Origin of the sequence: Methylocystis sp. (assembly GCF_051061285.1) — a bacterium.
GTDB lineage: Bacteria > Pseudomonadota > Alphaproteobacteria > Rhizobiales > Beijerinckiaceae > Methylocystis.
In genome coordinates this window covers 1-24,594 of sequence record NZ_JBPFEA010000025.1, presented here as the reverse complement: position 1 = coordinate 24,594, position 24,594 = coordinate 1, and the positions used below count along the sequence as shown (strand labels likewise).

21 protein-coding genes and 1 pseudogene are annotated in these 24,594 nt (G+C 62.5%); 20 read left to right on the top strand and 2 right to left on the bottom strand.

Translation table 11 applies throughout. The features are described 5' to 3' along the window. From ACR65T_RS09235 to ACR65T_RS09200, 8 genes and pseudogenes are all read left to right on the top strand, one after another. Positions 1-447 (top strand): zincin-like metallopeptidase domain-containing protein (locus ACR65T_RS09235; protein WP_434496213.1); only part of this gene is annotated, 447 nt, incomplete at its 5' end. 188 nt (positions 448-635) lie between these two features. After that, the gene (locus ACR65T_RS09230) at positions 636-2,768 is read left to right on the top strand and encodes a ParB/RepB/Spo0J family partition protein (RefSeq protein ID WP_434496212.1); all 2,133 of its coding nucleotides are present in this window, start codon (positions 636-638) and stop codon (positions 2,766-2,768) included. Positions 2,769-2,860: 92 nt separating this feature from the next. Further along, positions 2,861-3,285: pseudogene (locus ACR65T_RS09225) on the top strand (hypothetical protein). A 130-nt stretch (positions 3,286-3,415) separates the two neighbouring features. Next, positions 3,416-7,735 (top strand): strawberry notch-like NTP hydrolase domain-containing protein, encoded by a 4,320-nt coding sequence (locus ACR65T_RS09220; RefSeq protein ID WP_434496211.1) that lies wholly within the window; start codon positions 3,416-3,418, stop codon positions 7,733-7,735. Next, positions 7,735-8,781: a DUF7146 domain-containing protein gene (locus ACR65T_RS09215; protein ID WP_434496210.1), complete on the top strand. Its 1,047-nt coding sequence runs from the start codon at positions 7,735-7,737 to the stop codon at positions 8,779-8,781. The genes ACR65T_RS09220 and ACR65T_RS09215 overlap by 1 nt, the downstream gene beginning before the upstream one ends. 307 nt (positions 8,782-9,088) lie before the next feature. Beyond that, on the top strand, positions 9,089-10,027 hold the full coding sequence (locus ACR65T_RS09210; RefSeq protein ID WP_434496214.1) for a DUF2493 domain-containing protein: 939 nt from the start codon (positions 9,089-9,091) through the stop codon (positions 10,025-10,027). A 236-nt stretch (positions 10,028-10,263) separates the two neighbouring features. Beyond that, entirely contained in the window at positions 10,264-10,746 is a 483-nt protein-coding gene (locus ACR65T_RS09205) for a hypothetical protein (RefSeq protein ID WP_434496209.1), read from the top strand. Positions 10,747-11,292: 546 nt separating this feature from the next. Further along, positions 11,293-11,616, top strand: coding sequence for a DUF736 domain-containing protein (locus tag ACR65T_RS09200; protein ID WP_434496208.1), 324 nt, complete (start codon positions 11,293-11,295; stop codon positions 11,614-11,616). A 50-nt stretch (positions 11,617-11,666) separates the two neighbouring features. On the opposite strand, the gene ACR65T_RS09195 is transcribed toward ACR65T_RS09200, so the two are convergent. Then, positions 11,667-12,038, bottom strand: coding sequence for a helix-turn-helix domain-containing protein (locus ACR65T_RS09195; RefSeq protein WP_434496207.1), 372 nt, complete (start codon positions 12,036-12,038; stop codon positions 11,667-11,669). A gap of 90 nt (positions 12,039-12,128) precedes the next feature. Here ACR65T_RS09195 and ACR65T_RS09190 point away from each other — a divergent pair, with 90 nt between their 5' ends. From ACR65T_RS09190 to ACR65T_RS09140, 11 genes are all read left to right on the top strand, one after another. After that, a complete protein-coding gene (locus ACR65T_RS09190; RefSeq protein WP_434496206.1) occupies positions 12,129-12,419 on the top strand; it encodes a hypothetical protein in 291 nt (96 codons plus the stop codon). A 183-nt stretch (positions 12,420-12,602) separates the two neighbouring features. Continuing rightward, positions 12,603-12,797, top strand: coding sequence for a transcriptional regulator domain-containing protein (locus ACR65T_RS09185; RefSeq protein WP_434496205.1), 195 nt, complete (start codon positions 12,603-12,605; stop codon positions 12,795-12,797). After that, positions 12,757-13,344, top strand: a complete 588-nt coding sequence (locus tag ACR65T_RS09180) for a DUF2285 domain-containing protein (protein ID WP_434496204.1) — start codon at positions 12,757-12,759, stop codon at positions 13,342-13,344. The genes ACR65T_RS09185 and ACR65T_RS09180 overlap by 41 nt, the downstream gene beginning before the upstream one ends. A gap of 182 nt (positions 13,345-13,526) precedes the next feature. Further along, positions 13,527-13,811, top strand: a complete 285-nt coding sequence (locus ACR65T_RS09175; RefSeq protein ID WP_434496203.1) for a helix-turn-helix transcriptional regulator — start codon at positions 13,527-13,529, stop codon at positions 13,809-13,811. A gap of 17 nt (positions 13,812-13,828) precedes the next feature. After that, on the top strand, positions 13,829-14,722 hold the full coding sequence (locus tag ACR65T_RS09170) for a replication initiator protein A (RefSeq protein WP_434496202.1): 894 nt from the start codon (positions 13,829-13,831) through the stop codon (positions 14,720-14,722). Positions 14,723-15,101: 379 nt separating this feature from the next. Beyond that, complete coding sequence (locus ACR65T_RS09165; RefSeq protein ID WP_434496201.1) at positions 15,102-15,569, top strand: DUF2840 domain-containing protein; 468 nt, start codon at positions 15,102-15,104, stop codon at positions 15,567-15,569. Next, on the top strand, positions 15,566-16,066 hold the full coding sequence (locus ACR65T_RS09160; RefSeq protein ID WP_434496200.1) for a S26 family signal peptidase: 501 nt from the start codon (positions 15,566-15,568) through the stop codon (positions 16,064-16,066). Before ACR65T_RS09165 ends, ACR65T_RS09160 begins: the two co-directional genes overlap by 4 nt. A gap of 71 nt (positions 16,067-16,137) precedes the next feature. After that, positions 16,138-16,902, top strand: a complete 765-nt coding sequence (locus ACR65T_RS09155; RefSeq protein ID WP_434496199.1) for a lytic transglycosylase domain-containing protein — start codon at positions 16,138-16,140, stop codon at positions 16,900-16,902. Positions 16,903-17,145: 243 nt separating this feature from the next. Beyond that, entirely contained in the window at positions 17,146-18,885 is a 1,740-nt protein-coding gene (locus ACR65T_RS09150; protein WP_434496198.1) for a relaxase/mobilization nuclease domain-containing protein, read from the top strand. Positions 18,886-19,026: 141 nt separating this feature from the next. Beyond that, positions 19,027-21,024 (top strand): conjugal transfer protein TraG, encoded by a 1,998-nt coding sequence (locus ACR65T_RS09145; RefSeq protein WP_434496197.1) that lies wholly within the window; start codon positions 19,027-19,029, stop codon positions 21,022-21,024. An 8-nt stretch (positions 21,025-21,032) separates the two neighbouring features. Beyond that, a complete protein-coding gene (locus tag ACR65T_RS09140; RefSeq protein ID WP_434496196.1) occupies positions 21,033-21,464 on the top strand; it encodes a CopG family transcriptional regulator in 432 nt (143 codons plus the stop codon). A gap of 525 nt (positions 21,465-21,989) precedes the next feature. Here ACR65T_RS09140 and ACR65T_RS09135 read toward each other — a convergent pair. Then, a complete protein-coding gene (locus ACR65T_RS09135; protein WP_434496195.1) occupies positions 21,990-22,910 on the bottom strand; it encodes a universal stress protein in 921 nt (306 codons plus the stop codon). A gap of 698 nt (positions 22,911-23,608) precedes the next feature. On the opposite strand from ACR65T_RS09135, the gene ACR65T_RS09130 reads away from it, so the two are divergent. Then, positions 23,609-24,505, top strand: a complete 897-nt coding sequence (locus ACR65T_RS09130) for a cation:proton antiporter domain-containing protein (RefSeq protein ID WP_434496194.1) — start codon at positions 23,609-23,611, stop codon at positions 24,503-24,505. Positions 24,506-24,594 lie beyond the last annotated feature (89 nt).

The window sequence follows — 24,594 nt, the reverse complement described above, 5'->3', positions numbered from 1 at the left end:
CCTCGCGTTCCTGGAAGGGCTCTGATTATGCCGAACAGCCGCATGGCCAATGCCGGGCTATCCGGCCTCCAGCGGAGGCCATGCGGCATAATCCGGATCGCGGCATTATGCGTCTTATGCCGATATCGGCATAAGACGCATGCCAGCGGCGCCCCGCATCGACTTAACCGCGATCTCTCCGGCTCCTTCGGCTCCAAGAAATACGCGTTCGAGGAGCTGGTGGCGGAGATGAATGCTGCCTTCTGCTGCGCCTCGCTCGGCATCGCGCCGACCGTGCGACATGCAGACTACATCGGCTCCTGGCTGGATGTGCTTCGCGAGGACAACCGCGCCATCGTCCGCGCGGCGTCGCTGGCGAGCAAGGCCGCCGATTTTCTCCTCGGCTTTCTCCATAGCGACGACGAACGCCGCGCCACGCCATCGGATCGCGAACAGGAAGCGGCGTGATGCCTCCGCCGCTGGACGGGCCCAGGCCCTTGGCGGATCCGGCGATTACGCAAGGCCGGATTTGTGCGGATGCGTATCTCCGGTTTCGCGGGTTTGCGGCGCCCTAGAGGAAGAGGGCTGCGCCGGTCTTCGTGACGGGTTGGAAGCCGAGAGAGAGTCTTTCGGCGCCCGTCGCGGAGACCATCCCGATGGCCACTACTGTTCAGAAGATCACCCTGTCGTCGTCGCGCGACATTCCCTTCAACAAGCTTGTTCTGTCCCAGTCGAACGTCCGGCGCGTGAAGGCCGGCGTCTCGATCGAGGAGCTGGCTGAGGACATCGCCCGGCGCACGCTCCTGCAAAGTCTCAACGTCCGTCCGGTGCTCGATGCCGAGGGCGCCGAGACCGGCATGTTCGAGGTCCCGGCCGGCGGGCGGCGCTACCGGGCGCTCCAGCATCTCGTCAAACAGAAGCGTCTCGCCAAGACCGCGCCGGTGCCCTGCGTCGTGCGCGATCCCGGCCTCGACATTTCCGCCGAGGAAGACTCGTTGGCTGAGAACGTCCAGCGCGCGCCGCTGCATCCGCTCGATCAGTTCCGTGCCTTCCAGGCTCTGCGCGCGAAGGATCAGCCCGAGGAGGACATTGCCGCCACGTTCTTCGTCGGCGTGAACGTGGTGAAGCAGCGGCTGCGCCTCGCTGCGGTGTCGGAGAAGCTGCTCGACATCTATGCCGAAGACGGCATGTCGCTCGACCAGCTCATGGCGTTCACCGTGACGGACGATCACGCGCGCCAGGAGCAGGTCTGGGAAACGCTCCAGCGCTCCTACAGCCAGGAGCCGTATCAGATTCGTCGCATGCTGACAGAGCGCACCGTGCGCGCGTCCGACAGGCGCGTCCTGTTCGTCGGCCTCGACGCCTATGAGCAGGCGGGCGGCATCGTCATGCGCGACCTCTTCCAGCAGGACGATGGCGGCTGGCTGAAGAATGTCGGCCTGCTCGACGGCCTGGTCGCCGAGAAGCTGAAGGCCGAAGCAGAGCAGATCGCCGGCGAGGGCTGGAAGTGGATCGAGGTGAATGTCGATTTCCCGTTCGGCCACACCCATCATCTGCGCGAGCTCAACGGCACACCGACCGACCTCACCGCCGAGGAGCAAGCGACGATCGATGCCTTGCAGGCCGAGTACGCCAAGCTCGAAGCCGAATACGAGAACGCCGACGAACTGCCCGACGAGATTGACGCACGTCTCGGTGAAATCGAAACAGCGCTTGCTGCCTTCGAGGATCGGCCGGTCAGCTACGATCCCGCCGAGATCGGTCGAGCCGGAGTCTTCGTCAGCATCAATGCTGACGGCAGCCTCTCCGTCGATCGCGCTTATGTTCAGCGCGAAGACGAGGGGCCGACTGCTGTAGACGGCGACGGCGAAGCGGAGGCCGATGTCGATCAACACGACGGCGGCGAACCATCCTCGCCCACGGTGCAGCGCGCCGTCATCACCATCGGCGGCCAGACCGAGCCGGAGGAAGACGATGACGATGTCGTGAGGCCGCTGCCCGATCGACTCGTCAGCGAGTTGACGGCGTACCGGACCCTCGCGCTGCGCGATGCGGTGGCCAACAATCCGCATGTCGCAATGACGGCATTGCTGCACAAGCTCTGCCTCGACACCTTCCAGCACACTTCGCCGGGCGCTTGTCTCGAGGCGTCTGTACGGCATGTGTTTTTCTCCGCACAGCCGGCAGATCTGAAGGACAGTCCTTCCGCCAAGGCTGTCGCGGAACGTCACGAGGCCTGGAAAGCCGATCTGCCGAAGGATGAGGCTGCGCTCTGGAACTGGCTCGCCGCCCTCGACGAGACCAGCCGCAGCACGCTCCTTGCGCATTGCGTCTCGTTCGGCGTCAACGCGCTCTACGAGAAGGGCGATCGTTATGGCGGTCCTGGCATCTCGGTTCACGGCGTCCAGCACCGTCTCGTCCTGGCCGACCGGCTTGCACACGCGGTCGGGCTCGACATGGTGGAAGCAGGCTGGCGGCCGACCGTCGACAGCTATCTCGGCCGCGTCACCAAACCCCGCATCCTCGAGGCGGTGCGCGAGGCGAAGGGCGAGCAATCCGCTCAGCTCATCGACCACTTGAAGAAGGCGGACATGGCGAAGGAAGCCGAACGGCTGCTCGACGGTACCGGCTGGCTCCCCGAGCCGCTGCGCACTCCGGAGGCCGTGGGCGCGGAGTCTATCGACGGTGATCCCGCCCGAGGCGATGACACGCTGCCTGCCTTTCTCTCCGACGACAAAGAGGCCAGCGATGACGAAGTGGATCAGCCAGCCGTAATCGCCGCCGAGTGACGACCAGGAGCGGGGCGGCGTCGGTCGCCCCGCTCAACTTTCCCCCGACACGCCCGGCCATGCGCCGGGCTTTTTCATTTCTGGAGGCCGTCATGGCTGATTTCCTTCACGCACTTCTCATGCGTGCTCGATGTCGGCACGCCCGACAATGCAGCGCGCGCTCAAGCTCTACCAAGCCTTCATGGAGGACGCCGCTCATGAGGAGGTGCCGCCCGACGGCTTCCTCCTGTCGATCGAGCCGGAGCACGGCGCGACCAGACTCTGGATACGCGACGATGTCACCGGCGATCCCCAGCAGGTGATCCTCTTCGTCCAGCGTTGCGCCGAGGCTTTCGGTCTTACCGACCGCTGGGGTTTCCAATGGGCGAACTCCTGCTCGCGCCCGCGCGTCAACGCCTTCGGCGGGGGCGCCCATGTGCTCGACCTAGAGACCCGCGAGACGATCGCCTGGACCGACACCAACGGTTGGCTGGCGCGCACCCTCGCAGCTTCGCGCGCCAAGCGACGTGGCCGCTGAGCATCCAGTGCGGGCGCGGGCGGGTGGCGGCGTGAAGAGAGCGAGAGCCCTGCCGGAACGGGTTTGAGCCGGTCGGGTCGAGAGAGCGCCCTGCGGCTCGGCCCGTTCCTGCTCTCCCGAGGTCCTCTTCATGACGAATCCTTCCAGCTCCGCGGCCGCCCGCTCGGCTCTGCCATCGCTCGCGCCTGCGTCCGCCGCCATCGCTCAGGCGGCGCGGCTTCTTCTCCCCGATCTCGAGCGCGGACGCCGCATCGACGCCGGCATCCTGCGCTCGGCTATGGAGTCCGCCTTCGGCGCCTCCGATGCGGCTGGCGCCTGGGATTGGAAGACCGCTTACGACGCCTGCGAGGCGGCCACGGTCCTGTTCCTCCGCAAATACGGCAACGCGCTTTTCCGCAAAGCCGCGTCTCCGGACGCAGCGCTACCGATGCTGGCGAAGACCGCGGGCCTCCTCCCCACCCACACGCGCCGCTCCGAAGAAAGCCAGGCGCTCCAACAATTCTCGACGCCCATTCCGCTCGGAGTCGCGGCGTGCGCCGCCGCCGCCATCACGCCGGCCGATCGGGTGCTCGAGCCTTCGGCCGGCACCGGACTGCTCGCCATCCTCGCCGAACTGGCCGGCGGCTCGCTGGTCCTGAACGAACTCGCCGAGGCACGCGCCGCACTGCTCGACCAAGTCTTTCCGGGCGTCACCGTCACCCGTTTCGACGCAGCGCAGATCGACGATCATCTCGACGCCGCCATCGCGCCGAGCGTGGTTCTGATGAACCCGCCCTTCTCGGCAATAGCGAATGTCGATCGGCGCATGGCGGACGCGGCGCTTCGCCATGTCACCTCTGCCCTGGCGCGGCTGTGCGAAGGCGGGCGTCTCGTCGCGATCACCGGATCGAGCTTTGCACCCAACAATCCAGCCTGGACCGACGCCTTCGCTCGCCTGCAGAAGTGCGGCCGACTCGTGTTCTCCGCCGCCATCGACGGTGCGGTCTATGCGAAGCACGGCACCACCATCGACACGCGACTGCTCGTCATCGACAAGCAACCCGCCGCCGATCCGGGCGTGTTCCCTGACTCTCCGGGTGTCGCGCCGGATGCAGCCACCTTGCTCGCCTGGGTGATCGAGCACGTTCCACCGCGGATGCCGATTGAAGCGTCCATTGCCGTCACCCGTGCGCGCCCGGCCATCGCGCGCACGGTGCGCGCCTTCGCAATGCGTCCGTCCTCCGTTCCCCCGCTCCCCGAACCGGGCGCGGTGGAGCTCGCTTACGAGACCATCGATTGGACGCCGCCGGAGGGCGTGCGCCTTACGGATGCGCTTTATGAAGAATACGGATTGCAGTCGATCCGTATTCCCGGCTCGCAGGCGCATCCCACCAAGCTGGTGCAGTCGGCAGCGATGGCCTCGGTCGCGCCGCCGAAGCCATCCTACCGGCCGCATCTGCCAGCGAACCTCGCCGCCGACGGCCTGCTGTCGGACGCCCAGCTCGAATCCGTCATCTATGCCGGCGAAGCCCACTCCGACTTCCTCGCCGACTATTGGTCGGTCGACGCGACGTTCGATGTCGTCACCGCGGCGCGGGACGATGCCGAGAATCGCGTTCGCTTTCGTCGGGGGTGGTTTCTCGGCGACGGCACCGGCGCCGGCAAGGGCCGCCAGGTCGCCGGCATCCTGCTCGACAACTGGCTCAAGGGCCGGCGTCGCGCCGTCTGGATCAGCAAGTCCGACAAGCTGATCGAGGATGCGCAGCGCGACTGGTCGGCGCTCGGCATGGAGCGGCTGCTCGTCACGCCGCTCTCCCGCTTTCGTCAGGGCACGCCGATCCGGCTGGCAGAGGGCGTCCTATTTACGACCTACGCCACCCTGCGCACCGATGAGCGCGGCGAGAAGCTTTCGCGCGTCCGGCAGATCGTCGAATGGTTGGGCTCCGACTTCGACGGAGTGATCATTTTCGACGAGAGCCACGCCATGCAGAACGCGGTCGGCGGCAAGGGCGAACGCGGCGACCAGGCCGCCTCGCAGCAAGGCCGCGCGGGGCTGCGGCTCCAGCACGCCCTGCCGAACGCCCGCGTCGTCTACGTCTCCGCGACCGGCGCCACAACGGTCCATAACCTCGCCTACGCCCAGCGTCTCGGACTCTGGGGCGGCGAGGACTTCCCGTTCGCGACTCGCGCGGAGTTCGTCGAGGCGATCGAGGATGGCGGCGTCGCGGCAATGGAGGTGCTCGCGCGCGATCTCAAAGCACTGGGCCTCTATGCCGCCCGCTCCCTCTCCTACGAGGGCGTCGAGTACGAGCTGGTCGAGCATCAACTCACCCCCGAGCAGATCCGCATCTACGACGCCTATGCTGGCGCGTTCTCGATCATTCACAACAATCTCGACGCGGCGATGCGGGCCGCCAACATCACCGGCGAGACGGGCACGCTGAATGCGCAGGCCAAGTCCGCCGCCCGCTCCGCCTTCGAATCCGCCAAGCAGCGCTTCTTCGGCCATCTGCTGACGAGCATGAAAACACCCTCGCTGATCCGCTCGATCGAGTGCGATCTCGAGTTAGGGCATGCCGCCGTCATCCAGATTGTCTCGACCGGCGAAGCGCTGATGGAACGCAGGCTGGCGGAGATTCCGACGGAGGACTGGAATGACGTTCAGGTCGATATCACGCCGAGGGAGTACGTCCTCGACTATCTCGCTCATTCCTTCCCAGTGCAGCTCTACGAGCCTTTCACCGATAGCGAGGGCAATCTCTCCTCCCGGCCTGTCTATCGCGACGGCCAGCCTGTCGAGAGCCGCGAGGCCCTCGCCCGCCGCGACCGCTTGATCGAGAAGCTTGCCTCGCTCCCGCCGGTCCCCGGCGCCCTCGACCAGATCGTCCAGCGCTTCGGCGCCGACGTGGTGGCCGAGGTGACCGGACGCTCGCGCCGCGTCGTCCGCAAGGGCGATCGGCTGATAGTCGAGAACCGTGCCGGCTCGGCCAACCTCGCGGAGACGGCCGCCTTCATGGATAACGCCAAGCGCATCCTCATTTTCTCGGAAGCGGGCGGCACGGGACGCAGCTACCACGCCGACTTGTCGGCTCGGAATCGGCGCCTGCGCGTCCACTACCTGCTCGAACCCGGCTGGAAGGCCGATGCGGCGATCCAGGGTCTCGGCCGCACCAACCGCACCAACCAGGTACAGCCGCCGCTGTTCCGTCCGATCGCCACGGACGTGAAGGCGGAGAAGCGCTTCTTGAGCACGATCGCGCGCCGCCTCGACACGCTCGGCGCGATCACGCGCGGCCAGCGCCAGACTGGCGGCCAGGGCCTGTTCCGGCCCGAGGACAATCTCGAAAGCCACTACGGGCGCGATGCGCTCCGCCAGCTCTACATGCTCCTAGTCAGGGGCAAGTTGGACGGCTGCTCGCTTCAGACTTTCGAGGACGCCACCGGCCTGAAGCTGATGGACGCCAACGGCATCAAGGACGAGCTGCCGCCGATCACCACCTTCCTCAATCGCCTGCTGGCGTTGACCATCGATCTGCAGAATGTGCTGTTCACTGCGTTCGAGCAGCTGCTGACCGCACGCATCGAAGGCGCTGTCGCGTCCGGGACCTACGATGTCGGGCTGGAGACGCTCCGGGCCGAAAGCTTCGCGGTCACCGACCGGCGCGCGATCTACAGCCATCCCGGCACGGGCGCGGAGACGCGGCTGCTCACCATCACGCAGCGCGAGCGCAATCGTCCTGTGACACTGGACGACGCCCTGGATCGGCTTTCCGATCCGCGCGCCGCGCTGCTGATCAACGAGCGCTCCGGCCGTGCAGCCGTGCAAGTCCCGGCGCCAAGTCTGATGCTTGACGACGGCGAGATCGAGCGGCGCGTACGGCTGATCCGGCCAATGGAGCATCATCGCCTTCCCTTGAAGATGATGACGGAGAGCCACTGGGTCGAAGCCGACCGAGACTGCTTCGCCGCCGCCTGGCAGGCCGAGCTCGCCGAGGTGCCCGCATTCACCGACAGCACGATCCACATGGTCGCCGGCCTGCTCTTGCCAATCTGGAAGCGCCTGCCGAACGAGTCGACGCGCGTCTATCGGCTTCAGACCGATGCGGGCGAACGCATCATCGGCCGGAAGGTCTCGCCGGCCTGGGTCGCAACTGCGCTCGCCGTGGACACACCGGCGCTCACCGCCAAGAGCGCCTTCACTGCGCTGATGGACGGCCGCACCGTTCTTGATCTCGATCTCGCCGAAGGCCTGCAGCTCCGCCGCGTGCGTGTCATGGGTGCGAATCGCATCGAGCTGTCGGGCTTCACCGACACGATGCGGGATCGGCTCAAGGCCTACGGCCTCTTTCACGAGATCATCTCCTGGAAGCTGCGCATGTTCGTGCCCACAGATGCCAGCGGCATCAGCGTGCTGGGGAAAGTGCTGGAGCATTATCCGGTCGCGCGCATCGGTGAGCGGGAGGCCGTGTGATGCCCCGCGACGCTTCCGAACTGGCGCACCGTCTCGCGCGCGAGGCCGAAGCGGTATGCCGCCACTATCTCTCAAAGGGCCGGCGCGAGGGCCGCTATTGGCTGGTCGGCGACGTGCGCAATACGCCGGGCCGTTCCATGTTCGTCCGGCTGAAGGAGTCGCCCAAGGGGCCAGCCGGCAAATGGACCGATGCCGCCACCGGCGAGCACGGCGACCTGCTCGACATCATCCGTGAGAGCTGTGGCCTTCTCGATTTCCACGATGTCGCTGACGAGGCTCGACGCTTCCTAAGCTTGCCCCGCTCGGACCCGGAGCCAGCACCGCCAACTGCACGTCTGCCGGCGCAGACAGGATCGCCGGAAGCGGCGCGGCGGCTGTTCGCGATGTCACAGCCGATCGCACGGACTCTCGTGGAAACGTATTTGCGCAATCGCGGCATTACGGCTTTGCACGAAGACGGCGCGCTGCGCTTTCACCCGCGCTGCTACTATCGCCCGGATGAGTCCGCGCCGACCGAGACTTGGCCCGCGATGATCGCCCGCGTCACTGATCTCGACGGCCGGATGACCGGCGCGCACCGGACCTGGCTCGATCCGTCAGGCCGTGGCAAGGCGCCGATCGACACGCCGCGACGCGCGATGGGCGACCTTCTCGGCAACGCAGTCCGCTTTGGTGTGGCGAACGACGTGCTCGCGGCCGGCGAAGGCATCGAGACCATGCTGTCGCTACGATGCGTGCTGCCGACCTTGCCGATGGCCGCGGCGCTTTCCGCCAACCACCTCGCCGCCATGCTGCTCCCGCCGACGTTGCACCGTCTCTATATCGCGCGAGACGACGATGCGGCCGGTGACGCGGCGGTGACGGCTCTGACCGAACGTGCAGAGGCGGCCGGCATCGAGACGATTGCATGGTCGCCCAGGCTCGGCGACTTCAACGAGGATCTGCGCACGTTCGGCATCGACGAACTCCGGGCAGCCCTGCGCACCCAGCTCGCACCGCAAGACGTCATCCGCTTCATGCTGTGGGCGACCACCGAGACGGGATGAGCGTCGGCGGTTCGCGCTTCGCCAAGGCCGGTCAGGCGAGGACCATCCCTGCCGGACAGAGTCGCGCCCTTGGCCTTCTAGAGGGCGATCGGACGGCAGGCGGCCCGGTCCGCCAATGGCTGCGCCCGGCTATTTTCCGCCGGCCCTGCGGGCCTTTGCAGCGCGAAACAAAATAGCCGGGCTTCGCCATCCTCCGCTGGCGCTCCGGCCCTGCGCTGCGCTCCGGGCTCTGGCCCGTTCCGCCCGCCGTCTGGTGATCGCCACGAAGGCCGCGATGGGCGCGGTCGATCCGGCAAAGGACCTCACCATGACGACCGACCACGACGACACTGAATTCGAACCGCCGCACAGCTCATCCCCGACCGATCACGTCCTCAACGAACTTCAGCTCTATGGCTACCGTCCCTTCCACGACGAACCCGATCCGAGGCCGCTTCCCGAAGGCGATGTCGTCGCAGGCGCCGTTTCCGACATCTTCGACACCCTGGTCTCGACGCTGACCGACACGCGCCTCGAACCCGACCTTGACGACCTGCTTTGGTCGACCGTCAACTCGTTCCACCGCGCGACAGATCGCATCGAACGCGAGCTCGACGACAACGAGCAGGCGCAGCGGAGGAGTCAGCGGGAACAGAACGGCTCAGAGGTGCGCTCGGTCGAACTGGAGCGTCTCACCGCCGAGGGCATCACACTGATCGAGCGCCGCAACAGCATGGAGCTCTTTCGCGACCAGGCCGCCGAGCGCTTCGAAGTTCACACCGGCTCACCCTGGCGCCCCCGCTCCGGATCGCTGGTCAACCATCGCACGCTGACATCGGCAATGATCGACAGTCGGGATTTCCTCGCCGCCAAGCGTCGTGCGGAGACCGACGTGCTGCTGGCGGCAGGACCCAAGATCGCACTCACCGGCGGGCTCGACTTCAACGACCATCGTCTGATCTGGGATCGGCTCGACAAGGTCCACGCGAAGCACCCCGGCATGGTGCTGCTGCATGGCGGATCGCCGAAAGGCGCCGAACTCATCGCCGCCAAATGGGCGACCAACCGCAAGGTGCCGCAGGTCGCGTTCAAGCCCGATTGGACGAAGCACAGCAAGGCCGCACCCTTCAAGCGCAACGACGCGATGCTCGAAGTGCTGCCGATCGGCGTCATGGTGTTCCCCGGCACCGGCATCCAGGGCAATCTTGCCGACAAGGCGAAAAAACTCGGTCTGCCGGTGTGGAAATTCGGCGAGGGCGGCGCGTAAGCGCCGCCTAAACTCCATCACCATATGTCGGCCCATCGTCATGACGTTGCGCCTGTCATCCAACGACGACACCGCACGAACGGCCCGGGTTCCACATGGCGCCGAGACGCCCGCGGTCGCCGCGGCGCGGACGGATTCCCCTCCCATCGCAGCCGGCTTTTGGCTATACTTTTGATCGCGCTGCGGTGGTGGTGGAAGGCGCGACCGTCACAATTGTTGTCACGGAGGCTACCACCATGCTTGTCATCGGACTCATCCTCAGCATGTTTGGGATCGGCCTGTTCTGTTGGCTGATCTTCACGCTTGCCGTCTACGCCTTGCCGTTCTTCGTTGGACTGACGGCCGGGATGGCCGCGTTCCATGGCGGCGCCGGCGTCCTCGGTGCGCTGCTTGTCGGCGTTATCGCCGGCGCGCTCACCCTCGGCGCAGGGCAAATCGCCTTCGCAGTCGTTCGCCCGCTGCCTCTGCGCGCCGCCATCGCGGCCGCCTTCGCAATTCCGGCGGCGATCGCCGGCTATCACGCGGTTCTCGGTCTTTCCCAGATCGGCGTGCCGGCGCTTATCTGTCGCGAGGTCTTCGCCTGGATCGGCGCCATCTTCATCGGCGGCACAGCTTGGGCGCGAATGACGGTCTTCGCAGAACCCCTTCCGTTGCGACCAAGCGGAGCGTCGCAGAACGAGCATCAGCCGGTTCTGACGGCTGCAACGCGCGAGGGATGAGAAATCGTCCTCATCCTCGAAAAGACTGCTTTGACGATCGCGCGCTGAAGGATCGCGTGCTCAAGTCACGGAGCATGCGGCCCCTGTCGAAATCGCGCTTCGCCAGTGTGGGGGCGATCTCTAGCGGCCCATGATCCATCCGGGCGGAGTGTCTCGGTGCGGCAGTTGCGCGGCAAACGATCCCGCCTTTTCCTACGCCATGGCTTCTTTCTCTACGCCTGAACGCACCGACATCTTGTGCGGGACAACCGACATCCGCCACGTCTTCTCCCGAGGATGCTATTCAAGCACGGACGCACCTGGCCTCGTGATGGCCTGATCTGGCCGAAGACCGGCTGCGCCTCGATCGCCTGAGCCGCAACGCCGTCGGATCGACTTTCTTCCCCTGGGCTAAAGCCCATTCCTCGCGAGGCAAGAAAGTCTCACCGCCGTCATCCTCCGCTGCGCTCCGGCCCGCGAGCGGGTGCGTCGTCGATCGTCCCCGGCCCGTCGATCGCCATCGAGGCCGCGGTGGTCGCGGGCTCGAAAACAGCAAGGAGAAGTGACATGGCTAACATCGGTTCTTTCAAGAAAGTCGGCGGCGATTTCCAGGGCGAGATCGTCACCCTCAGCCTCCAGACCAAGGGCGTCCGCATCGTGCCTGAGACCAACCGCTCCAATGACAACGCACCCAGCCACCGGGTCTATGTGGGCCGGGCCGAGATCGGGGCCGCCTGGCCGAAGCGCTCAAACGAAGGCCGCGACTATCTCTCGCTCAAGCTCGACGATCCGAGCTTCACCGCTCCGATCTACGCCAATCTCTTCGACGACGAGGATGGCGAAGGCTACTCGCTGATCTGGTCGCGGGGCCGCAAGCCCAACGGCGATTGAACGCCAACACACTGCCCCGCCCAGAGATCTGGCGGGGCAGCCCTTTCGTTTTATTTATGGGCCTTGGCGCGTGACTTTCTGCGCGATTTAGCCGTTCTCTTGGGAGACTTCGGCTCCCGTCGCTTTACGCGACTTTGCGCCCGTCCGCGCGCTTTGCCCTCAAGGCGTCGCTCTTCTTCTTCGCGCGCTTCATCATCCGGGGCGACAAGTGAAACATGATCGACGCCTAGGGCGAGCGCGATTTCATAAAGGCTCACGATCGTTGGATTTCGGAGACCACGCTCAAGGCCGCTCACATATTGCTGGGTAAATCCCGACTGTTCGGCAAACTTCTCTTGCGTCAGGCCTTTCTCGAGCCTGATTCTTCGCACGTTTCTTCCGACCAGCCTCCGCATATCCATGGGGAAAGGCTGGACCGACACACACTATGAGGTTTATCCACTATAGTATGTATTTGCGCCGTAATTTCGCGCGAGACGATCGCAGGAAAGATTGGCTAGAGTAAACATCCAATGTTCCCGGAATCGGAAACCGTGCCGCACACCAAAGCCAGCTCAATCGCCGACGTCGCGCCCACTGACAACCACGTGGTCGACTACGACCGCGCGCATTCGATCATTTATCTGCGATTGCTAGACGCCGCTAAGGAAGGGGCCGCCTGGGAGGAGGTTTCGAAGATCGTCCTTGGAATCGATCCGGAACGTGAGCCAGAACGCGCGAAGCGCGCCTATGATACGCACCTTCAGCGTGCGAAATGGATGACGACGAGCGGCTACAGGGACTTTCTCGACGGGTCGCCGTGAATGGTTCTTGGGGCCGAGTTTTGCAGCGCTAAATTGATATGGTTCGATCAGGCGCCATTGGGAAGGTGATGTAGCGGGCCGTTCGCCGAGAACGATGACGCCGTAGTTCCGGGATTTCTTAGACAAATTATCGACAAATAGTCTTTCGAACATAGGCTTAGCCACTCCTACCCGAGAATTTCCATGACCATCGGCGATTGGCGCTCAGAACGCGCATATGAGCATTTGCGAGATACAAACTGGCGCGACTACGCCTGGGAATATCTACGGCGCAACGATGACTATCAGGCGCAATACGCCGATCCCGAGTTCCGGTCGCGGCTCGACGCTGGCATAGATGGACCCGAGCGGTGTTGGGGGCTTCGATTTTGCGGCTGACCCAGCGCTGAACGCCACTGAGGCCGAAATTTTCTGGCGTCCCGAATGCTGCTCCAGCGTTGTGGTGCTCGACGCGCATCCAGCTCTTACCTCAATGCTCGTCTACGCGCCGCAAAATTGGCCCGACCTACGGTCTCGCCGCACGACGTCGGACGGAGACTATGTGATCCTTGGCGCGAGACGCCGGGAACATCGGCTCTGGTTGCCCGGCCCCCCGGCGCCAGGCGCCGCGCTTTCAGCGCTTATTCCCGTCGATAAGTCGACACAGACGCGTTCCGCAGCAACCTTGCGCTTTCTCCGTCATGTCAACGGATCGTCCCCGGGCGCGGCGAAGATCGACGATAAGCGATTTTCAGAAATGCTCCGTGCGCTCGATGGACACCTCGCGAAGGCGTCCTATCGCGACATTGCAGAGCAGCTATTCGGTCATGAACGACTGAACCGTGAGCCCTGGAAGACATCCTCGATACGCGCCATGACGATCCGTCTTGTGAAGGGCGGAATAGCGCTGATGCGCGGCGGCTATCGTAAGCTTCTGACGAAATAGCCGATCCACTCGCGGACAATTCCGCTCAGTCGCTCGCCGCACCTCGACAACTCGCAGCTGCGAGGGTGACGAATCTCGCACTCAATATATCCGTCATCCCTCCCGCCGGACCTTCTCCGCCAATGTGATCGACGACGACCGCCGATCATCGGCGGCGCGCTTCGCTATTCGAAGGTTCGATCATGTCCGCGCAACCAGCAGAACTCCCGCCGCGCTATCTGCGCACGCCCGAAGCCGCTCGCTTCCTTGGTCTCTCCGGCCGCACGCTGGAAAAGCACCGCACCTATGGCACCGGCCCACGCTACTCCAAGCTCGGCGGCCGCGTTGTTTATCGCATCGATGACCTGCAGGCATGGGTAGAGCGCGGAACCAAAGCCTCAACGTCGGATCCCGGCGTCGGAACCGTTTTGCCCGCGCGTCGGCACGCCAGCGACGTGCTGCTGCGCGCCAATCAGCCGCGCCGTTGAGCTCTCGGACTCGCGCCATGGCACGTCGATCAGGCCGTTTCCTTAGCGACGAATGGGAGCAGCTCGAATTGTTTCGCGCGCTCCCCGGCGATCTCGCGCCGCGCGACGCCCAGGACCTGATGTCCTACCCATTTTTCAGCCTCGCCAAATCCAAGCGCCTGTCGCCGATCGACTTCCGAATGGGAGAGATCGTCATCAGGGTCGACGCGACACTTGAACATGGCATGGCGACTATCTGGGACGCCGACGTGCTCATTTGGGCAGCCTCGCAGATCGTCCAGGCGCGCGACAACGGCTTGAAAACATCGCGCCTGATGGCGGCGACCCCTTATGAAATTCTGACCTTTATCGGGCGTGCGACGAGCGCGCGAGACTATCAACGGCTGAAGGCCGCGCTCGACCGACTGCAGTCGACAAGCGTCGCGACATCCATCCGCCAGCCGGCAGAGCGGCGGCGCCACCGCTTCTCCTGGATCAATGAATGGAAAGAAACCTCCGACGCGAATGGTCGGCCGCTCGGCGTCGAATTGATCCTGCCGGACTGGTTCTACGCCGGCGTTCTCAACGAAGCTTTGGTCCTGACGATCGATCGGGAATATTTCGCGCTCACCGGCGGCTTGGAGCGCTGGCTCTATCGCCTCGTGCGCAAGCATGGCGGCCGTCAGGGTGGCGGCTGGAGTTTCGACTTTCGCCATCTGCACGTGAAGTCCGGCGCCCTCTCGCCGCTCAAACATTTTGCGTTTGACCTGCGCGACATCGTCCGTCGGCAGCCGCTTCCAAATTACCAGCTCTCTATCCGCCACGGTCCGCTTGGTGACGAGCGTCTCATCTTCGCGCCAATTCCACTCGACTCGCTTGAACGTGCTTCAGGCTGCCTCGATGCCTCCCTCCCCTCTGTGGACAAGCTGTGAAAACGCTCGTGCTATCGGGGACCGACCCTATCGTGCCATCAGGGACCCGATCCTCGTGCTATCGGGGACCAAAATGGTCGCTAACGTTTTGTCGTATCGTCATTCACGGCGCTCCTAACTGTACTAACACTGAATCCTTCGGATTCATTCTAACGGATCGCGCCGTAATCCACCTTGTGGACAATCCCGGCCAAGGTCTGCCGAAAAGAGAGGGCGGGCAGAGCCGTCGGTCCGCGTCCATCGTCCTTCGTCGGTGTCCGAAGGCCACACTCCGAGGCTACGCGGCCGAGCAAAACAGACGCTTCGAGCGAACTCGCTCCATCGTCGATCCATACGTCGCAAGTAACTCGGAGAGTTCTACGCCTTGCGGAGGCGCGCCATGACCGCGCTCACCGAAGTGGAGCTCTATTTTCTCAAAGGCAAAATCGAGCGTTGGATTCGCTTCGGCGCGCCTCTGAACGAACGCACGCTCGACCGTCGGCGGCGCGTCGCTTACTTCGCGCCGGGATCAATTTTCGCATTCGTCCGCTGGGCGTCGAACGGTTACGGGACGCTTGCTTCGCGCATCGATATTCTGCGCGCCTGCAAATCGATCGAGCCCTATTCGACTATCCCCGCCGTCAAACCCGGCGCTGAAATTCTTCTTCGAGCGGCAGGTTGGGACAAAGTTCAGCGGGTTCTGCGCACCATCGAATCGGTCGAGTCGCTGGGCTTTGCGCCGCAAGATATTTGCCCCGATCATTGGCGGCATATCCACAGTCGACTGGCTGCTGGCCTGCCGCCGCGGCCCTATACGCGAGAACGCCATAAAGCCTGGCTCCTGCGCGCGAGGGTCAATTCCAAATGATCAGACCCATCGTTCTCACCCTGCTCGCAAGCTGCGCCGTCGCATCAACATTCGCGACGACGCACGATCCGCTTGTGGTTTGGAACGCCTCCTCCAGCGTCCCCATAGGTCTCTATGCCGTGCAGCCTATAGGCAAACTCGCCGTCACCGATCTTGTCGTCACGCGACCGCCGGAAGCGCTTCAAAGCTGGCTTGTCGAGCGCCGCTACCTCGCCCATGGCGTGCTGCTGATCAAGCGCGTCGCCGCGTTACCCGGTCAGCGCATATGCCGCAACGGGCGCGCTGTGACCGTCGACAGCATTGATATGGCGGAGGCGCAGGAACGCGACCACGCCGGGCGATCGCTGCCTACTTGGAGCGGCTGCCATGCCGTGCTTCCGGGCCAGGTCTTTCTCCTCAATTGGGATGAACCCTCGTCGCTCGACGGACGATACTTCGGGACCATTCCTTCCGAAAAATTGATTGGACGCGCAATCCCGCTTTGGACGTGGGAGTGACGCGAATGACGCCAAAGAAAATTCGACCTCCTTGGCGGAGAACCTGCCACGGATTTGCGTTCGCGGTGACGATGCTCGTTTCTGTGACAGCTCTTGCCACGATTTCGCATTCGCAGGCGCGCGCCTCTGAGATCGCCAAATGCGCGCGAGATTCCATCCAAGCATCGGCGGAATTTGTCGCCAGTGCGACTGACGAGGCGTCGCGCCGCTTCCATATCCCGCCCCAATGGATTCGCGCCGTCATGCGCACCGAAAGTTATGGCGACGCATGCGCCGTCTCCGGCAAAGGCGCAATCGGTCTGATGCAGATCATGCCGGCGACATACGAGGAGCTACGCCTCAAGCATGCTCTTGGACCCGATCCCTTCGATCCAGGCGATAACATTTTGGCAGGCGCAGCCTATCTTTCCGAGATGTTCGAGCGTTATCGCGAAGGCGGCTTCCTCGCCGCCTATAACGCCGGTCCACAGCGCTATGAACAATATTTGCATGGACGCCCATTGCCGATTGAGACGATAAATTACGTTGCGGGACTTGCATCAAAACTCGGCCTCGAGGAGCTTGCTGCGACGCAAAGTTCCCCATCCGCCGACATCAGCAAACCGTCAACCTTCGTCGCTCTAACCAAACTGAATTCTGCGCGGCAAATCGCCCAAAACAGCGCGACCAGCGCCGGAGCGACTACCGGGGAATCCGTCCCTCACCCTCTTTTTCCGGCGCAGCGCGACGACAACATATTTGCGCGAATTTCGCTTTCGAATGACGACGCGATCGCAGATTTGAGCCCGGTTCATCGTTCGGCTGCCGAAATTTTTGTAGCGCGTCGCGCTCGATGATCGCTTTCCAGCTCTATCGCATGTTAGCGCAGCAACTCGCGCCTTTGTGCGCGAGCGTGGCGGAGGGAGCGCAAGCGACCGACCTATGGCAAGATAAAAGGGACAGCCTGCGTCGTTGTCCGGCGGTCGGTTTGTCGTTTCGTATCAACGCATTCCTGCAGGCTGCCCGTTTCGTCCCAAGCCTGCCGAACAGAATAACTCTTTGCGCTCGCACCTTAATTTCCACCTCGCACGCCTTTTGCCATGGTCGGTGACGACGACATCCGCATTCGTCCCGGCCGCATTCGCCAAACGAAGCCACGAAAGGCGAAAAGTTTCGTTTCGCGCGTGTTGGCGGCGACGCAGAAGGCGGGCGGACTATACCGTTCGAGTTCTCGCGGAAAGGGGCGTCGCGCCTTCGGCCGCGGCCGCGCGGCAAGCTTCTCCGCGTTGCGCGGTCTGACCTCCCACTCGCGGATCGTAGTGGTGAAAGCCCGCGTCGTTCGACATCGAGGCAAGTCGGCGCCGCTCATTGCGCATCTCTCCTATCTCCGTCGTGACGGCGTCACCCGCGATGGAGCGCCTGGAAAATTATTCGACGCGAAAGGAGATGCCACTGACGCCAAGGCCTTCGCAGAGCGCTGCCAGAATGATCGCCATCACTTCCGCTTTATTGTCGCGCCCGACGACGCAACGGAGCTTGACGACTTACGGGCGTTCACGCGCGACCTCATGGGTGAGATGGCGCGCGACCTTCGGACCGAGCTCGATTGGGTCGCAGTCGACCATTGGAACACCGAGCATCCACATATCCATGTCCTTGTGCGCGGTCAGACCAATGACGGCGCCGATCTCGTCATCAGCCGCGACTATATCAGCCGGGGTCTTCGCGCCCGCGCCCAGCAGCTGGCCACACTGGAGCTCGGTCAACGGAGCGAACAAGAGATTCGCCAATCGCTCGAACGCCAGGTCGACGCCGACCGCTGGACGCCGCTCGATCATGCGTTAGCGCGCGAAGCCGCGATGAAGGACGGCCTCATTGATCTCCGTCCGAATGCGGATCAGCCGAACGACCTCGAACAAAGCCTTCTCATCGGACGGGCGCGGAAACTGGAGAAGCTCGGACTCGCCGTCCCCGTCGGCGTGGGACAATGGATGATGGCTGAGGAGGCCGAGAGCGTGCTTCGCAAGCTTGGAGAACGCGGAGATATCATCAAGCGTATCCATCAAGGCCTCGCTGCGCGCGGCGTTGACCGTGCTACGGGCGATTTCTCATGGGACGGCGAAGCGCACGGCGATTCGATCATCGGAGAACTCATCTCGCGCGGCCTCGATGACGAATTGAAAGGCTCCGCCTTCGTAATCGTCGATGGCGTCGACGGTCACACGCATCACGTCCGCTTTTTCGATCTCGACGCGACAGGCGACGCCGCTCGCGGCGCGATCGTGGAGGTTCGACGCCTGACGCCTCGCGATAGCGGAGCTGCGCGGCTTGTTTTCGCTGTTCGGTCCGACCTTTCTATCGAGGATCAGATCCACGCGAATGGCGCCACATGGCTCGATCGACGCCTTGTCGCCAAAGAGCCGATGCCGATATCCGAAGCAGGTTTCGGCCAGGATGTCCGCAACGCCATGGATGCGCGGGCCGATCATCTGATCGCCGAAGGGCTTGCCAGGCGACTAGGGCAGCGCCTCGTCTTCGCCAGCAATCTCCTCGAAACGCTGCGCACACTCGAGCTCAATGAAGCGTCCGCCCAACTCGCGTCCAAGACTGGCTTACCGCGACATTCGATTGCCGAGGGAGATTCGATCGCCGGCGTCTATCGGCAGCGCGTGAACCTCGCGTCTGGTCGCTACGCCATGATCGATGACGGGCTCGGCTTCAGTCTCGTCCCTTGGACCCCCTCGCTGGAAAAGCAACTTGGACGACAGGTGTCGGGCATGATGGCGCCGAGCGGCGGTGTGGATTGGAGCTTCGGTCGCAAGAGAGGAATTGGTTTGTAGATGAGGAGCGCAGCGTTCTCGGCATCCTTTGCCGTGACCGTTCGGTCCGCTCCCGGTATTTGTACGCTGTGGCGCGCCGATTTGCGACGCGAGATCAATTTTCCTTGCAGACAAGAAACCGGAAGACACAAGCTGGCGTTTATGTCGGCCACGCGCATTCTCTGGGGTCAGATCTTAATCGTCTGCGCCATCGTGCTCGCGACGACGTGGAGCGCGACGCAATGGACGGCTTGGCGATTGGCCTTCCAACCAGAATTGGGTCCGCCCTGGTTTCTCGTCGGATCATACCGCCTCTATCCCCCGCCAGCCTTCTTCTGGTGGTGGTATCACTTCGACGCGTATGCACCCGAGATTTTCGTCGAAGGCGCCATCATCGCCGCATCGGGCGGCTTTGCTTCCATCGCTGTCGCCATCGGCATGTCTGTGCTTCGCGCCCGCGAAGCAAAAAATGTCGTCACCTACGGCTCTGCTCGCTGGGCGGCGGCGGAAGAAATTCGAAAGGCGGGGCTTGTCGAACCTGACGGCGTGGTGCTCGGAAGATTCGAGGACAAGTATCTGCGCCATGACGGCCCCGAACACGTCCTGTGCTTCGCCCCTACCCGCTCTGGCAAAGGCGTCGGCCTTGTCGTTCCGACGCTTCTCACATGGCCTGGCTCCGTCATTATTCATGATATTAAGGGCGAGAACTGGGCCCTTACCGCTGGCTGGCGAGCGCGCTTTGGCCGTGTGCTGCTGTTCGATCCGACCAACGGCGATTCTTCGGCATATAATCCTTTGCTCGAAGTTCGACGTGGCCCCGCGGAAGTCAGAGACGTTCAGAACGTCGCTGATATTCTCGTTGATCCAGAAGGCGCGCTTGAGCGGCGCAACCATTGGGAAAAGACCAGCCATTCGCTTCTCGTCGGCGCCATTCTCCACGTCCTCTATGCCGAGGCCGACAAAACGCTCGCCGGCGTCGCCAATTTTCTCTCTGATCCGAAGCGCCCGATCGAGACCACGCTGCGAGCCATGATTACGATACAGCATCTTGGCGCCGCGGGTCCGCATCCGGTCGTGGCTTCGACGGCGCGCGAGCTCCTCAACAAATCCGAGAATGAACGCTCAGGCGTAATTTCCACCGCAATGTCGTTTCTCGGCCTCTATCGCGATCCCGTCGTCGCTGAAGTCACGCGGCGCTGCGATTGGCGAATTGCCGACCTTGTCTCCGGTGAGACCCCGACGGCTCTTTACCTCGTTGTTCCCCCGTCCGATATCTCCCGGACCAAGCCGCTTGTGCGCCTCGTGCTCAACCAGATCGGTCGGCGCCTGACGGAGAAGCTGAACACACAGCAGCGCCGGCATCGGCTGCTGCTCATGCTCGACGAGTTTCCGGCCCTAGGTAGGTTAGATTTCTTCGAATCAGCGCTGGCCTTTATGGCTGGCTATGGACTGAAAAGCTTCCTCATCGCCCAGTCGCTCAATCAGATCGAAAAAGCCTACGGTCCCAACAACGCCATTCTCGACAATTGCCACGTCAGAGTGTCCTTCGCCACGAACGACGAGCGGACGGCGAAGCGGGTCTCCGACGCCCTTGGTACTGCGACCGAAATGCGCGCGATGAAAAACTACGCCGGCCATCGTCTGAGTCCATGGCTTGGGCATTTGATGGTGTCGCGTCAGGAAACCGCGCGTGCGCTGCTGACGCCAGGCGAGGTGATGCAACTGCCTCCCACAGACGAAATCGTCCTGGTCTCTGGTCTACCGCCAATCAGAGCCAAAAAGGCGCGATATTACGAAGACCGTCGATTGGCGGCGCGAATAGCGTCGTCGCCGGCGCCGTCCCCTATCTCCTCGTCCACGGCGCCCTTGATGGCCGCCGACAGCATTACAAATCACGATTGGACCGCGTTGCCAACGCCGAAAGCTAAAACACCAAACGACGAGGATTCCGCCAATGGCGGGATCCGCCGTGAACCTGAGCTTCCCCAGCATGAGGACATCGCGCTCCCAGAATCAAACTTCGTGTTGAAACCCGAAGCATTCCTTGTTGAAGACGCGGCTGACGACGACGAGGCGATCAAAGCTCGCATTCTTCGAGCCCAATCTCGCTCGCTTTCGCGACAGGTGACGATGGATCCTGACGACGGCATAGCGCTGTAGGAACCTACATGGCCGTGAAGCAGCGCCTTTCAGTCTATCTCGACGCCGACATGATGGCGCGGCTTGAAAGGCTTGCAAGTAAGGAACGCGCGGCGAAATCCTCCATCGCGGAAGCCGCCATTATTTCGTTCCTGACGGCGGATGATATTGATCGCTGGGAGGCGGCGATGACCCGGCGACTCGATCGCCTAACCCGTTCCATTGATCGCGTCGAGCGCGATCTCGAATTCTCCGTCGAGGCGCTGGCGCTTTACATCCGCGCCTGGCTCACCGCGACGCCGCCATTGCCCGAAGGTGCGCAGGCGGCGGCGCAAGCAAAGGGACGAGAACGCTACGAGAGTTTTATCGACGCGTTGGGGCGAAGGCTCGCGAAGGGCCAAAAATTGGCGAGGGAGATTTCAAAGGAATTCCAGTCCGAAAACGCCGGCGAGATTTCGTAACGGACTGGTGCCTAGTTCACAGGCGTACGCCCGCTTCTGGACCCATTCACGCCGCAGCGCGTCGAAAATAGCCGAGAACGAGAAGTATCGTCACGGCCTTTTTCGTGCCGTGTGGGCCAAATTGGGTGGCAATCTACCCGTGCCTAACCACAAAATGTGGCACATAGTCTGTGAATAACGCGCAAAATGTAGGGTTCCAGTTCTTGACGGCCCCGAATCACGGCTATCCTAAGTGAAATTGCCCGTGCGAATCGGGCTGAGGAGAACACGTAAATGACTAGAGCGCATGGCCGGGCAGAGCTGCCCGGCCTAGACGGCTATTGGAGCCGCCTGTCCGACGAGGAGCTCCTCGCCATCAGCTTCAGCACTAGCGATCCCAAGAACCTTCCCGGTCTCGTGCATGCGCTACCACCCCCAGAGCCGCTTCCTATCATAGAGCAGGCATACGACTTCCGGGGAACCCACCACGCAAGATTGCGTTGCGTCCAATGTAATCGCCCAATCCACCTTGCTGGGTTCGTCCTCCTACCGTCGCACCACTAGCACTGAACATGTCGCGTGCCGTACAATTTTGGCGGCATTGGAGCCAAGAAGATACGTTGCCAAGGTTGGCTGGTTTGAGCAGATCACGATTAGATCTGCGTCCCATTCCTTGGCCTCCATCAGGGCCTCGTGATAGATGGGATCACCGATCCTCACAATGGTCGAAACGCTCGGGTAGTCAATTTTCGCTGCGGTTTCCCCGATTCGCTTCTCAGCCAAAAGACGAACTTCGCTTTCGTAATCTGGCAGTCCGTATTCGATTAACATTGCGGGCAGCATCGCCTGCACATTAACAAGCCGCAATTCGGCGCTAGGCTTGGAGATCTCAATTGCTGCTTCTATCGCGTGTTGCGTGAGATCGGCTTGTTCGAGATCAATCGGGAGGAGAATTTTCTTGAACACCGCCGTTTCCTTTCCAGTAGTTCTAACGTTGATCGATGTCGGGATACATTGAAATTTCAAAATCCGATGGTTCGCGCCGCACCCGCCCCACGATCGTCGAACGCGCACCTTCTGGAATTCGCCACGACAACGGCGACAGTCAGCACGATCAGCACGGCGGCCTCTGGCGCTCGTTTCTATTCTTGCAGCCATTTTTGTTGCAATCGCGATCCCCGCTAGAACGTAGCAAAGCGGGCAGGCTATCAGCATCAACAGGCCCGCGAGGCGCTGATCCGCAAGCAGTTCATCGCCATCGGCACCACATGGCCATGACCGACGTGAGAGTCCGCATATAGCAGGCGCAGCGCGAACAGCAGCAGCACGCCGAGCACGCAGGAGAATTTGCCGGTCCCGAAATAGCGCGACGACGACGCGCCACCTAAAGACGCCTTTTTCGGAAAGAATCGCGAGCCAGAGCGTGAACGACGAAGCCAACAACGACGCCTGCATAAGTAGGTTCACGAGAGGCGCTCTCAAGCCAGCCCCCAAAGATTGGGGGCGTGCCATGTCCAAAGCAGGACAAGCTGCACGACAGTGGCGGCGATTAAGACCCGGGCCGAAGCGAAACCTGGCGCGCGCTCGCCGAAACTGGAGATCGCACTGGCCAAGGCTGGCGCCAGGGCGTTCATCAGTAGAATGTGCGAAGTCATATTAGCGGCGCGCGGACCGAGCGGCAAAGCGGCCAGGAACGCGAAATACGCCAGCGCAACTGCTTCTACGAGGAGCCCAGTTGTCCAACCCGCGGTAGGCTTACGACGCCTATTCTGCAAAAATCACCGCGAGAGAAACGGGAGGTAAGCATTATCGCACCTCCACAGCTTTCTGGCTGAAAGGCGGGATTAACAGCGCATCGATGAATCTTGTCGCGTGGGATTCCGTCTGATCGCCGAGATTCGACGGGGTGGCGGAAGCGGCGTCGACCCGCCAGCGACGGATGGTTGCGCCGACCGATGATCTAATGCCGACGGCGATGCGCCGGAGTTTCTCCGTTTGATGCGCATCTGTCGAGTAACTGTCGCGCCCCCTACGAAGTCCGTTCAGCGCCCCGTGGGAATCTCCGGCGCTCGCGGGCCTCTGGCCACTTTCATCGTGGACTTCTATTGAGTTGTACGAAACTCTTGGGGTTCTCACTCCTTCACCCCGCGCTTCTCGGAGGCAGTTTGACTGCGACAATCAATATCCCTGTCTATAGCGACGCTCTCGTCGTTCTAGCGACCGCCGGCGTCGTCGTACCCCTCGTGCGCTATCTCGGGTTGAACCCGGTGCTTGGCTATTTGGGAGCAGGCGCGTTGCTCGGCCCGCTCGGGCTGGGTTCATTCATCGACAAGCTGCCATTTCTCTACTGGTTCACCGTCGTCGATGCAAAAAATGTTAGCGGCATCGCCGAACTCGGCGTCGTTTTTCTTTTGTTTCTTATTGGATTGGAGCTTTCCTACGATCGGTTGCTTTCGATGCGGCGGCTCGTTTTCGGGCTGGGCGGATTGCAGGTCGTCCTCACAGCGTCCTTGCTTTCCGTCATCATCGCAGGAACCGGACAAGCGGCGTCGGTCGCCGTCATCCTGGGAGCCTGCCTCGCGCTTTCCTCGACCGCCATCGTTCTTGAGATTCTAGCGGCACATGGCGAGCTGACGACAGGCGCGGGCAGAGCGAGCTTTTCGATCCTGCTGGCGCAGGACCTCGCCGTGATTCCGATACTGATATTCGTTTCGATCCTCGGCTCGAACATTGAAGGTTCGCTTGCGTCGAACATTGGCATAACGCTGGCCCATGCGGCAGCGGCGATCGCGCTCATTGTTGTGGTCGGAAGAGTGGTGCTGCGACCCCTTTTCCGTCTTGTTGGATCAATTCAATCTCTCGAATTGCTAACGGCGGCGGTTCTGTTCGTCATCATTGGCACTGGCGTGCTCGCCGCTATCGAGGGCCTGTCCATGGCGCTTGGAGCGTTCGTCGCGGGCCTCCTTCTGGCCGAAACTGAATATCGTAAGGCGGTGGAAGCTATCGTCGAGGAGCTATGCGCGATTTTGGGTGACGGGGTGAATCAAGCGGCGGATTTGTGATCGCGCGCGATTTCGATTCCGTCACGGAACTTTACACCGCTGACGATCTTGGGCAACAGCTTTTGTCCTTGCAGTCGTCGCCAGCTTTT